We start from the raw sequence: 12,417 nt of genomic DNA, 5'->3' as shown, positions 1-12,417 counted from the left end.
AGATCCTAATCGCACTTGAACCGATCAGGACATCCCTATTAATAAATATTGAATTATCTTGCGTGTTCTTCTGCTCTTTGATGTCCATAAAACTTGAACGAGTAAATCGCACACAGTCCTACAAGGACATAAATAATTCTAGATAGAACAGAATCTTGGCCACCAAAGATCCCAGCTACCAAGTCGAACTGGAACAGACCAACTAACAACCAGTTAAGTCCTCCTACGATCAGTAAAGTTAACGCGATAGCATCTAGAGTTCTCATCCTTATCAGCTCCTCATTAGAATTATTTATAATATTTCCAACTGGAACAATTTCATACCGTCAAAGGATAAGGTTATCGATATTTATTACTTACCTCATAATTCCAACTGAAACATTACACCTCTCCAAGCTTTTCTGCTGTTGCGATGGAAGCTGTCAGGCTAACTGCACCTAGTACGGCAAGTACGGCAACAACAGTCTCTGGATGAACATGAAGGAAAGAAGAGAAATTAGGTAACTGCATCGAACCAATCGAGCATACGATGGTAGGAACCACTGCTCTTTTCCATATTCCAAATAAAAATAAAGGAACGAAGCTAATGACCGTAATAAGCAAAGAACGGGTGAGCATTGTACCAGCATACTGGATAACATCTGCTGTGCTTAGTGGGCCTTCGATAAATGGAGCGAACAAGTTAATGACATAAGTTGAAAGACCAGATAATATGAAGGAAATAATCGAAGCGGCAAACACAGCAGCAGCTATGAACATGATTTTAGCAGCAAACAATGTTTTACGACTTATTGGGTAACCGAATGATAAGGCCATCGTTTTGTTTTTATATTGCTCGATGAAAACATGATTAATTAATGATCCGCCAAATAAAACAATCCCCATCTGAATATAACTGTTTAGCTCAATCGCTTGTGTAAAGCTTTGACCGTATTCTGGAAGAACCACGTTAATAAAAAATGTCGGTAAAAACATCATAATGATAAAGTAAATCGATAATTCAATCCATACATTTAATCGATCAAGCTTTCGCCATTCTAAACGCATATATTTAATCATGACTTCCACCCCCATGAATAAGCTTATAGAAATAATCCTCGAGCGAGCTATTCCGCTTTTGTATTTCTTCAAGCCCTATATTATGCTCAATGAGCATCCTTGAAATTTGCTGCTGTGTATAGGTCAGATCATATATACGAATACGATCCCCTTGAACAAGCTTCATATTCGAAATGCCGAGCTGATCCTCAAGCAAGTATACCGTTCGCTTGGCATCGGTGGTAAGCAGCTCAATATAATCGGTATGCTGCTTGCGTATTTCCTCCAGAGCAACCTGCTTAATAAGTCGACCTTGCTCAATCACACCAATTCGATCAACGACCTGTTCCATCTCACCTAATATGTGACTAGATAGCAGGAACGTAATGCCGTACTCCTTATTCAGCACTAGAATAAGATCACGAATATCTTTAATGCCAATAGGGTCGAGTCCATTGGTCGGCTCATCTAATATAATAAGCTCCGGCTTAGCAACCATTGCACGCGCTAGCCCGAGACGCTGCTTCATCCCAAGCGAAAACTCCTTGACCTTCTTATTCTCTATGCCCTTAAGCTGAACTAAATCTAATGCATGCTTTATCCCTTGATCATCGTAATATCCTAAATACTCACAGTGCAGCTGCAAGTTTTCCATTGCCGTCAAATGCTCATAAAAGGTTGGATATTCAATTAAGCTGCCTACTCTTCTTAACAATGACTTCGAATGCTCATTAAAGCTTTTTCCAAACAGTGCAATTTCACCGCTCGAAGGCGTAGTCATACCAACAAGCATCTTCATGATCGTCGTTTTTCCTGCCCCATTCTTTCCTAGCAAGCCGTATATTTCACCCTTGTATACATCAAGCTGAATTTTTTCAGCCAGTACTCTGTCCTTTGCACGCTTAGTAAGTCCTGTCGTTTTAATGATTTGATCCATGCGGAACCTCCTCCTTTTCCTTCATATTACAGCTCACTTTCAACATATTTCTTTCGCATTCCTTACAAATTTCTTAAGCTCAACTGAAATGACAAAAAGAGAGGCTGCTCCTATGAACAACCTCTCCTATAACAATTAGTACGTCATGCGCTGAAATGTGCATGTGAACGCTGTTTTTTCATATGGCTTGCTCGAGAGACGAATCGTTCCCTTCATTGCTTCGGTTAATTGCTTCGTAATGCTCAGACCAATCCCGCTCCCTTGAAAGTTAGGATTTCTTGCATCGTCCAGCGTGTAGAGACGATCAAACACACGGCTTTGATGAATCTCATCTATACCTTTGCCTCGATCCCACACTTCGATCTCTACTTGATCTCCCGCTTCCCTTAATGATAAACCAAATACACCGCCGTCACTTCCATAACGGATAGCATTCGATATCAAGTTACTTAAGATGCGTTGAAAGGCCGTCTCATTACCGAGCATGTACAAATTCTCCTCAGGTATGTCGATTTCTACTTTAAGTTGCTTCGACTGCAGCAGCTCATAATGCTCGAGCACACTCTTCCTGCAGACTTCGTTCATGCATAGTCTGCTTAAGGGCATCGTATAATCCTCTGATTCTAGCTTAACGAGCTCAAAAAACTGATTAAGTAGAACAATAATATTTTCGATCTTTCTATGTAACCGCCCGATAATCTCTTCCCTTTGCTCATCGGTCATTCCTTGATCATGCTTTAACCTCTCTACGTAGCCTAATATAACAGTTAGCGGGGTTCTCATATCATGCGACATATTCGATGTCATCTTCTTTAAGCTGTCTTTCGTTCGGTTATAGTCTGCAATTACCCGCTGATTATGATCAAGCAATCGATTGATTCCAATCAATAGCTTCTTAACCACTGTATGATCGGTATGGATTAGCAGCTTTTCCGCACTTTCATTCTCAACAATACGTGCAAGCTCCATCGACATCTGTGTGAGCTTCTTTTTTAAGGTCATGTGAGCTGTATATTGCAAGCCAATAATGATGAGCAGCGCAGCAATAATGATGATGAATACTGTCGTCATTATGAATCACCTAGCTTATAGCCAATTCCCCAGATCGTACGAATATATTGAGGGCTGGATGGGTCCTGCTCGATTTTTTCCCGAAGTCTGCGAATATGAACATTAATAACATTCTCATTACCGTAATAATCTTCTTCCCATATGAAATGAAATATTTGCTCCTTCGTGAAAACTCTTCGCGGATTCGTCATAAATAGCTTTAGAATTTGAAACTCCTTCGAGGTAAGCTGAACCGTTCGAGCCTCTACCTTTGCGGTAAACGTTGCCATATCCAGTGTAAGATCTTTATACTGAAGGCTGTCAACTGCTACTGACTCACGCTGCATTGGTTCAGCTGGTACAGCATATTGCGTAGCTCTGCGAATAGCTGCATGAACTCTTGCAACAAGCTCGATCAGTGAAAACGGCTTGCTTATATAATCATCAGCCCCAAAGCCCAGTCCTAGCGCTTTATCCAGCTCACTATCCTTCGCAGAGATGATAAGCACAGGGATATGCTTAGTGGAACGTATCTGCTTCAGTACTTCTAATCCATTAAGCTTGGGAAGCATTAGATCAAGCAATACTAAATCTATCTCATGCTGCTGCAGCAGGTGTAAGGCATCCTCACCGTTGTATGCTGTTACAACCTTAAATGCTTCCTGCTCCAGCTGACTCTTCACTAACTGATTAATCTCTCGATCATCTTCAACAAGAAGAATTAATTTTTCCACACTCGCACTTCCATTCTTAGGTAATTGCTAGGTATGGATTCATTATTCCAAACTTTTTTGTGATGCACAATCATTTTTCTTCACATTCACCACTTATAAGCTTTTTAACAAATGGAAGATCCGCTGGTGCCAGCTCAAACCTGCTAAGCTCCTGTCGAGCTACCCAAGCATATTGGTCATGATCATAAAGCTGTATATCACCACTCACATAGCTGGCTAGGTAGGCGATTAATGATATGTGGACAGTTCCATAGTTATGCGTATGCTCGCCGAGATATTGATATGGATCGATCACAATATTCATTTCCTCGAGTAGCTCGCGTATGAGACATACCTCAGCTGTCTCGCCCTTCTCTATTTTCCCACCTGGAAATTCCCAAAGCCCGGCTTGTGCTTTTCCTTCCTTACGTCTAGCAATTAATAGCTGGCCCTCATCATTTTCTATAATTGCAGCTGCTACATTTATCATCTGTAATATACCCTTTCATACGCTGACAGTAGATTCATCTTGATTAGTCTTTCTTAATTCATTGACCTTTAATATTTTATCGCTATATATCGATGCAACCTCTTGTATTAAACCAACGATACTTAACCGCTGCATTACACCCATCAGATGACTATACAGCGGTTATTATTTGCATAAAGATTGGACATGACCCTGTCGTTATGCTTACTCGTCTTTCATCTCGTATTGCTCATAGGACACGACTCGCTGTGGCGGATACATTTGCTTAGGGGCTGGCTCGTGTGCTGGATGTCCTACACCTATTATAGCTACCACGCGCAGCGACTCTGGTATGTTAAGCTGCTCACGCACATAGCTTTCTCTCTGCTTAGATTCTTCCGTGTCCTCCGAGTGATATACAGCTCCCCATGCTGCTCCTAGCTGTAAGGAGGTTGCCGCAAGCCATAGAAAGGAGCCTGCAATGGTCGCATCCTGTAGCCAATACTTGCTTAGCGCTGCATTGCCTACGATGACAAAGCCTGCAGCGGCCTGCTCGAGCCATTTCATATAAGGAGTCGTTGAACTAAGCTTACTAAGCATGTCTCGATCTGTAACGACAATCCATTCACGAGAAGGCAGGTTGTTGCCGCTTGGAGATAAGTACATTGCTCGTACTAGCTGCTCCAGCGTTTCTGTAGCTATTGCTTGATCCTTGAACGAAGTAATCTCTCTCCGTTGTTCAATTGCTGACATAACATCCATCTTATTTCCCCTCCATAACTCAACTTCCTTTTACTTCCTATTTTATATTAAAGGTAGCATAAAATCGATTGTTCTATCCAGTAGGTGTAGATCGTGCTTGGACTGAGCTTCTCATACGTCTTCATTTTTAGATACATATCTAAGCCGTCCGAAACATCATGCCATATATCTGCGAATACAACATCGTACCTGCCTTTAGCCATCTCCTGCTCTGCGTATTCAAAAGCATCTGCTTGAACAATGGTAATCTTATGCGCATGCTGAAACTGTGGCAATATATGTGTCTTGAACAGCGAAATGACGTCTTCGTTCATCTCCACGATCGTTACACGGTCAACATTCTCCTTCTCTGACACCATATAGGCATAATAACCAAGGCCAAGCCCATAGGTCAGTACATTGCCAAAGGCTTGCTCAATCGGCTCCTTCATTGTTTCAATCTCATTAGGAGTTACGGTCATCCATATTCGATCATGCTCTAATACTGCCGGGTATTGAAATGCTATATCGAAAAATCCGATCTGTGGAATCTGCCTTCCATTGTTGGTCCGTATAATATCGTTACAAACAAAGCCCTCATAGGGCTCGTAGCTCTCAACCTTCAATTCACTGCTCCCATGCATCACTGAAGGGAACGTGATGTTTTGGTAATAGGGATTATTTCTATACTGCTGCGTATCCAGCTTATGGATCATCGGTTCAAAGTAATCGTTGAACAACTGCTTATCTTCCTCGTTATCAACGATATCTAGGCCGAATGCTGACGCTAATATAACGGCAAATGCGTATTCCTCTGTAACACCTAATTGTACGATCTCCTCAATTTCTTCCTTCTGAATCAGATCAGGTGCATCATTGAGATATCTACTTACATAAGCAAATATTTTATAATTGTCAGCAGTTATTCTCTCGTCAATGCTATGCTGTTCGTTATGCATGAATCTATCATCACCTATCGTTCGTTATAGCTCTATCTTACTACAGAATCCAATGCAGCTCTAATATAGCTCTACAGGGATCATTCAATAAAAAAGCTGATGCTCACAGCATTAAACTGTAAGCACCAGCTGTCCGAGCTATACTGTGCTGCATCTATATCATCGTATTAAACAGTACTCATGAACTGACTAATCGTAGGACACATAATAATTGCGACTGCCGATTTGGATATCATCTGGGTTGTCTTTTAGACTCGTGTTATGAATAAAGAAAAGTCCTTTATATACTTTACCTGTATCTGAACGCAGTGTGATCGTATTGTTCTCGATCGTATAGGTGCCTGATTCTTCTTCATCACTCGTAGCTACATTTGTTTTCGGGTCAACGCCTAGCGAAGCCAGCGAGAATCCACTTTGCTCAAAGGTTCCATCCGCATTAAGCGTTAAATAATAGGTCCATGATTGCGAGGCAGGACTTATGCCAACTAAGCCTCTAAAGCCCATATAGACGAAATCATTGTCTATCTTTATGCCTTTCTTAACGGGGAGTACGGAATCTAGCTGCACACCATTAATGACAAGGAAGCCCTTACTATTCTTCTCTATATCGTATGAGTCGCCATTGCTTAAGTTTAGCTTCCCTTTACTGATCGTGTAGCTATAGCATTCATCTGTTTTACAATCAATTGTTTCTGGTCCACCATTTTCCGGCACGCCGAGAAAGATCTTGTTACCAGCTAAGAAGGTGTACATATCCCAGCATATACCGCCGCATTCATAGCCATCCATATCCATTCTGAAGCCGTAATACATCCCGTCCAGCTTGTTTAGATCGACAGGCTTGCTCGGCTCCTGTGGCTTAGCATTTTGTTCATCTTTTTTCTTTTTTGCTTCTTCCTTCTTCTTCTTTTCCTCTTCCTTCGCCCGCTCTTCTAAATATTCCTTTACTGCGTTTTCAACCTGCTCCTTCGTTAACTGATTGGCAGCTAGATAAGCTTGTGTGATGACCGTTACTTCATAATTATAAGGATCCCAGAAGACTAAAGCTCCCGTGGATTCACTAATAAACCGCAACGGGACAAGCGTTCTCCCTTGTACAACCTGAGCAGGCTCTAACAGTGTAATGGCTTTACCATTTACAATGGCTGTTTTCTCACCAATAGTAAGTGATATCGTTAAGCTGCTATTGCTGCCCGTTACTCTATTGTTAGCCTGATCCCATCGGACCTCCATATCAAGTGCTTCGAATAACGCTCGAAACGGAACAAGCGTGGTCCCTTTTTTAATCATTGGCGGTACTTCGAACGTTAATTCCTCTGTATCCAAGGACACCTTTATGTCAGATTTAGTGGACTGTGCACTTGCTTTTAGCTGCTGTACGCTTAGCACGATCATGATGACAGCGGCAAAGCATATAGCGATTCGCAAGCACTGCTTCAGCGACAAAGGCTGACTATTCATTCATCTACCTCCTTTTTTGTTACAAACAGAACCATTATATCCTTAAAATGTATGTACTATCGAGGGTTATAAGAATCATTTATACAGGGATAAAGCATTAAAAACGCAAAAAAAGCCCAATAGACTAGGACCTTACGTTAGAGCTTCGTCTGTGGGCTTTTCTATATGAGTCATTGTTAATTGCTTTAGGCCGTCACGTAGATACTACCTGATGCATTTTTAGCCTTCTTTTTGAGCTGTGCAGCCGTGATCGATATTGCAGATAAATCCGTATATTGGTTAATGCCAACATTAATAACCGCCATGGATATGCTGATAAACGGGAACTTCTTCAGTCGATGCTCTCGATCTAAGGATACAATATACTGCTTCATATAATCATCATGGGCATAAAACTGTTTTTTCTCAACCTCAAATCTTTCAATTGCTAGATCACAATAATCATGGACATAGGCCTCCGGAATAATCGTTACAAAGTCATCTCCACCAATATGACCGACAAACAGATCAGGTATGGAGAACGAGGTAAGGATTTTACCGACCCATTTGATGACATCATCACCGAATTTAAACCCGTAAACGTCGTTATAGGCTTTAAAGTGATCGATATCCGAATAGATAATTGAGAATGGCTGCTTCATCTCTAGCTTGTGACTAATATATTGCTCGATGCTTTCATTGCCAGGCAATCCGGTTAGCGGACTTTGCTGCATCGCATTTTTCAGCTTATATTCCGTCATAAAGGTTAACAGCTCGTACACAGGTATAACGCCTATAAACCTTCCATTGTTAGTTACGATAATATCATCGTAAATATCCTCATATGGTCTCGCCATCGCAATCCTCGAGAGCTCGTCTACCTGCATCGAGCTGTCTGCAATTAGTATATTCTCGTACATAACATCTTTAAGCTTCTTCTTGTAGTTTAATTCCATGCCGTATTTTGTTCCTAACAATTCATACATATCTACACTGCGTATAATACCGACGGGGACAAGATCTCTTAATACTACATATGTACGCCTGATTGATTTTTGTACTTTGATATGATTAACTAAATCGCCTAACTTCTCATCCTCATCCACAGTATGACCAGGTTGTATATGAAGCTCTTTCAAACACGGAACGACATTCCAGTTAAGCACCTTTGAACACACTCCAATGTTATATTTTTAATCTATTCGTACATCTTATGTTGACCATGCTTTTGATGCTGATGAATAAATTGCACGATGTGAGAAGGAATAACCGGAGGTGTTTGATGTGGCCTTGCAAGTAGATAGCCCTGCGCAAATTGGACTCCCATACTTGTAAGTAAAGCAAGCTCTTCTTCCTGCTCTATTCCTTCTGCGACTAAACCAATGTTCATTCTCTGTGTAAATGTAACGAATGCTTCAAGCAAGTACTTTTTCATGACGTCTTGATGAACGTTTTGAATGAGTGATCGATCGATCTTTATGTAATCCGGATGAATTTGTGCGATGGCATGCAGTGATGAGTAGCCAATACCAGCATCGTCAATCGCTATTCGATAGCCTTGCTTGCGGTACTTATCCAAAAATTTCTTCGCTTGCTCAAAATCCTCAATCGAGCTGCGTTCCGTTATTTCGAACACAATATTAGAGGGTGAGAATCCACAACGCTGCAATAGCTCTAGATGATCCAAGGAAACTAAGTTACTGCTGTTGATGAGCTGCGAGGAGAAGTTAATAAATAATAGCTGCTCATCGGAATCAAATTTTGCATTCACAATCGCCGTTTCCTGTGCTAAACGCTCTAATGCATCAAGCTTCTTAAACTGCTCCGCTGCAGAAAACAGCTTCAGTGGAGAGTGTAGTGCACTATAGCTGGGCCCTCTAGTTAATGCTTCATAGCCCATCACTTTTCCAGAGCTCAAATTAACTAGCGGCTGATATAAAGTATGTATTCTGCGAGCATGTAATATCGATGACAACTCATGCTCTAACTCATTAGACCGTTGTATTTTTTGCATAGCGTAGACTCCCACGTTGTATCATCCTATCAGATCGTAATGTATTGCTTTATGTGAGACTATTGTACCATCTGAAATGTCGGTTATAGTAAAAAGGATGTAAAACGGGTGTAAAACTTGTGATATCCATGCTGATAAACATTAACGCATTATTTCACTGACTAGTGAGCATCATATAACGGATTCAACCAATACATGCTTGGAGGTTTATGCTTTGAAATTAGGTGCACACGAATTATATGACTTGAACGAGCTAACGATGAGCTGCGTTAACTCCATTACGAACATGGGTTATATGCTTCATCATGTTCAAGATCCCGAATTTAAAATGATTCTTGAACGACATCTTCCTCTTCATATTCGAGATTATAATATGAAGGTCGAGTTTCTAACTAAAATGGAAGGTGCTAAAAAAGAACTTCCTTTAATTAGTGAGCAGCAGCATGTGAGTGACGAGCTACTGCAGACGATTCCACCCGCTCCAGCTGTACAGCCTAGAACGATGGTAGAAAATATGAATGATCGAGAAATGGCTACAGCATATCTGTTGACGCTGAAGAGAGCGGGGCGTGAGTATGCGTGGGCAGCTATGGAAATGTGTAATCCAGAGATTCGTTCCTTCTGTCAAACAGCCTTTATGATGAGCTGTGCCCATGCGTATGACATGTGGCAGTATATGGCTAAGAAAGGGTATTACCCTGTTGAGATCGCATCACAGGAACAAACTGCTAAAATAGGAGCAATGTATCAAATCGTCCCTGAAAATTCTGCGCAAATGCAGCAGTATACGGCGAATTATCAAAACCCTATCGTTGGTAATAGCGATCAGCTATATCAATAATATAGATCCCCGTGTATAAAGCTTGACTGCTCTAATGCATAGAGCAAGATCAAGCTTTATACATATGTTATTCCAGCATTCTTACATCCTTCGTTTGCTGCTGAGATTTTTTCTTGCCTGCAGATAGAAATACCTTTCTCCCTTCCTTCAACAGTAGCTTCAACGTTTTAATAAGAACGACCTTGTACTCCTTAGACTGATTCAAAGCGCGGATCATTTCATTGATTTTCTGCCATTTGGCACGTCCTAGATCTTCAAATGTTCTTATATCCCCTACTTCAAATACGTGGAATAGCGCTGAGACAAACTGCTTCCGCTCTGTTTTATCAAGCTGGCTGAGCCAGGACTTCAAGGTGATATCAAGCAGCTCGCTCTTTTTCTCTAGGTTCTCACCTCTGACAAAGCTGCCTCCTAATACCTCCCAAGAAAATGCCTCATGCTGCATTAAAAGCGATACATGGCTTTGCACAATAATATATTCTTCCTCATGCTCCAGCAGCATGCCAACTACGGACGATTGTGGGACAATGGTGCGAATTCGCTCTCGCATTTGTTGATAGGCTTCGCTTTTGAGCATTTTAGTATCGAATCCAGGACCATCGTTGTTATAGACCTCTATAATGCGCGGCTTTATGTCAGCATGGCACATGACTGCAGCATACACTGCCAAATTACCGCCCTTGGAATGACCACCAAGGCGCAGTGCTTCCGTTCCTTCCTCGGTCGTATCCTCCAAGTAGCGAACCGCTTCATATTGTGCGGCAACCGGCGTATTAATGCTCATATTAAAATTCTCTTTCCAGCCGACAATCGTATTATCTGTTCCTCTGTACGCAATAAAGGTAGAGCCATCGCTTAGCTCGATATGCATAGCTGCAAACTGCTTAATCTGATCAAGATCAATTGACTTCTCAAATTTGCACAGCTTTGCCTCTGCAAATCGCGGGCATTGTGCCAGCTTGCGCAGTAAAGGCACTGAGATGCGTACAATATAGCTGAACTGTTCAATCTCCTCCTCGCTATATCGCTCGAAATAACGCTCTGCTGCCTCTCGCACCGTTATCTTCATCGCACTCCATCTAGCGGGTACAATATAATCAAAATTTACATATACGAGCTGAGATAATATAAGGTTGTCTACTTCATTGAACGGTGAGTGCTCAAGTAGAAGATCACCTCTCCAGTCCAAATAATCCATAATATTCCCCATATTTTTCAGTTCCCACCTCTCATTCAATCCGTTCAATTTGCTCTTGACTATATTCTCAGTTTAACTGCTTATAGTACTCTTGTACAAAGCTTTTAAATGCTCTGGCTATGTTAGACATATAACGGTTAGAATACCATGAAATTTCAATTGTTCGTTTGCTCGACACATCTTCGATTGGAAGCAATATGACAGAGGTGCCACCAGAATTTCCCCATGTTATTGCCGGATAAAAGCAAATCCCTAGCCCAGCCTGTACAAGACTCCGTACCATCGCAGGATCATCGCATTCATAAACAATTTGCGGGGTAAAGCCTGCTGTTCTACAGAGTAGATCCGTTGTCTCTCGCAGCCTCTTCCCTGACTTCAAATTAATAAATCCATCCTTCGCAAGCTCATCCAACCGAATGCTTTTTCGTTCAGCATATCTGTGATCGCTTGGTAAGGCGAGCATAATATCCTCCGTCAGCAGCTGCTCTGCAGTTGTGCCCGGTATTCGAAAGGGAGCTGATGAGATGCATAGATCAAATAAAGGATACGTCGCAGCGTCTTGATCATGTAGTAATAGTTTAAATTGAACGCCTGGATGCAGCTCACGGAATTTAGTAATCATATCAGGCAATAAATATGAGCCTACCTGAACTAAAATAACGATCGTGCCAACTGAGCGTTCAGCCAGATCAAGAAGCTCCTGCTTCCCATCCTCCAACGTTTGCAGGGAAAGGTTTACTTTTTCTAGAAAACGTCGCCCATATTCGTTTAATCGAATATACTTTCCTGTTCGGTCAAACAACTCGACCGTCAGCTCATTTTCCAGATGTTTAATCATCTTACTTAGAGCCGGCTGAGATATATGCAGTATTTCTGCTGCCTTCGTCATGCTTTGTACATTAGCGACAACTTGAAAATAACGTAAGGATAGCAAGTCCATTGACTTCCCTCCAATTTATAACCGCTGGGTTATCAATATATATAAAACAATATATTATTTATTATACGAGCAAGCAA

The 12,417-nt window shown here is 41.4% G+C and carries 14 protein-coding genes; 1 reads left to right on the top strand and 13 read right to left on the bottom strand.

The window, feature by feature from the left end; all coding sequences use genetic code 11:
* Positions 1–53 precede the first annotated feature (53 nt).
* The 11 genes from NSQ99_RS21115 to NSQ99_RS21065 all read right to left on the bottom strand — a co-directional run bounded on the left by NSQ99_RS21115 (position 54) and on the right by NSQ99_RS21065 (position 9,361).
* Positions 54–266 (bottom strand): DUF378 domain-containing protein, encoded by a 213-nt coding sequence (locus NSQ99_RS21115; RefSeq protein ID WP_340838987.1) that lies wholly within the window; start codon positions 264–266, stop codon positions 54–56.
* 115 nt (positions 267–381) lie between these two features.
* Positions 382–1,059, bottom strand: a complete 678-nt coding sequence (locus NSQ99_RS21110) for an ABC transporter permease (RefSeq protein ID WP_340838986.1) — start codon at positions 1,057–1,059, stop codon at positions 382–384.
* Positions 1,052–1,975, bottom strand: a complete 924-nt coding sequence (locus tag NSQ99_RS21105) for an ATP-binding cassette domain-containing protein (RefSeq protein WP_340838985.1) — start codon at positions 1,973–1,975, stop codon at positions 1,052–1,054. Before NSQ99_RS21105 ends, NSQ99_RS21110 begins: the two co-directional genes overlap by 8 nt.
* A gap of 135 nt (positions 1,976–2,110) precedes the next feature.
* Positions 2,111–3,046, bottom strand: coding sequence for a sensor histidine kinase (locus NSQ99_RS21100; protein WP_340838984.1), 936 nt, complete (start codon positions 3,044–3,046; stop codon positions 2,111–2,113).
* Positions 3,046–3,759: a response regulator transcription factor gene (locus tag NSQ99_RS21095; RefSeq protein WP_340838983.1), complete on the bottom strand. Its 714-nt coding sequence runs from the start codon at positions 3,757–3,759 to the stop codon at positions 3,046–3,048. The genes NSQ99_RS21100 and NSQ99_RS21095 overlap by 1 nt, the downstream gene beginning before the upstream one ends.
* A gap of 70 nt (positions 3,760–3,829) precedes the next feature.
* Positions 3,830–4,228, bottom strand: a complete 399-nt coding sequence (mutT, locus tag NSQ99_RS21090) for an 8-oxo-dGTP diphosphatase MutT (RefSeq protein ID WP_340838982.1) — start codon at positions 4,226–4,228, stop codon at positions 3,830–3,832.
* Between the two features lie 204 nt (positions 4,229–4,432).
* Positions 4,433–4,969 (bottom strand): nitroreductase family protein, encoded by a 537-nt coding sequence (locus NSQ99_RS21085; RefSeq protein WP_340838981.1) that lies wholly within the window; start codon positions 4,967–4,969, stop codon positions 4,433–4,435.
* A gap of 47 nt (positions 4,970–5,016) precedes the next feature.
* Complete coding sequence (locus NSQ99_RS21080; RefSeq protein WP_340838980.1) at positions 5,017–5,907, bottom strand: hypothetical protein; 891 nt, start codon at positions 5,905–5,907, stop codon at positions 5,017–5,019.
* Between the two features lie 189 nt (positions 5,908–6,096).
* Positions 6,097–7,368, bottom strand: coding sequence for a stalk domain-containing protein (locus tag NSQ99_RS21075; RefSeq protein WP_340838979.1), 1,272 nt, complete (start codon positions 7,366–7,368; stop codon positions 6,097–6,099).
* A gap of 185 nt (positions 7,369–7,553) precedes the next feature.
* Complete coding sequence (locus NSQ99_RS21070) at positions 7,554–8,486, bottom strand: GGDEF domain-containing protein (RefSeq protein ID WP_340838978.1); 933 nt, start codon at positions 8,484–8,486, stop codon at positions 7,554–7,556.
* A gap of 59 nt (positions 8,487–8,545) precedes the next feature.
* Positions 8,546–9,361 (bottom strand): EAL domain-containing protein, encoded by an 816-nt coding sequence (locus tag NSQ99_RS21065; RefSeq protein WP_340838977.1) that lies wholly within the window; start codon positions 9,359–9,361, stop codon positions 8,546–8,548.
* A 214-nt stretch (positions 9,362–9,575) separates the two neighbouring features.
* Between NSQ99_RS21065 and NSQ99_RS21060 the strand changes: the two genes are divergently transcribed.
* Entirely contained in the window at positions 9,576–10,202 is a 627-nt protein-coding gene (locus NSQ99_RS21060; protein WP_340838976.1) for a spore coat protein, read from the top strand.
* Positions 10,203–10,269: 67 nt separating this feature from the next.
* Here the strand turns inward: NSQ99_RS21060 and NSQ99_RS21055 are convergent, their stop codons facing one another.
* Both NSQ99_RS21055 and NSQ99_RS21050 read right to left on the bottom strand, forming a co-directional pair.
* Complete coding sequence (locus tag NSQ99_RS21055) at positions 10,270–11,439, bottom strand: DUF2974 domain-containing protein (RefSeq protein WP_340838975.1); 1,170 nt, start codon at positions 11,437–11,439, stop codon at positions 10,270–10,272.
* 28 nt (positions 11,440–11,467) lie between these two features.
* Positions 11,468–12,340: a LysR family transcriptional regulator gene (locus NSQ99_RS21050; RefSeq protein ID WP_340838974.1), complete on the bottom strand. Its 873-nt coding sequence runs from the start codon at positions 12,338–12,340 to the stop codon at positions 11,468–11,470.
* Between the last annotated feature and the right edge of the window lie 77 nt (positions 12,341–12,417).

Source organism: Paenibacillus sp. FSL W7-1287, from assembly GCF_038004245.1.
GTDB classification, from domain to species: Bacteria; Bacillota; Bacilli; order Paenibacillales; family Paenibacillaceae; genus Pristimantibacillus; species Pristimantibacillus camelliae.
This window is presented reverse-complemented; position numbering and strand designations above follow the sequence as displayed.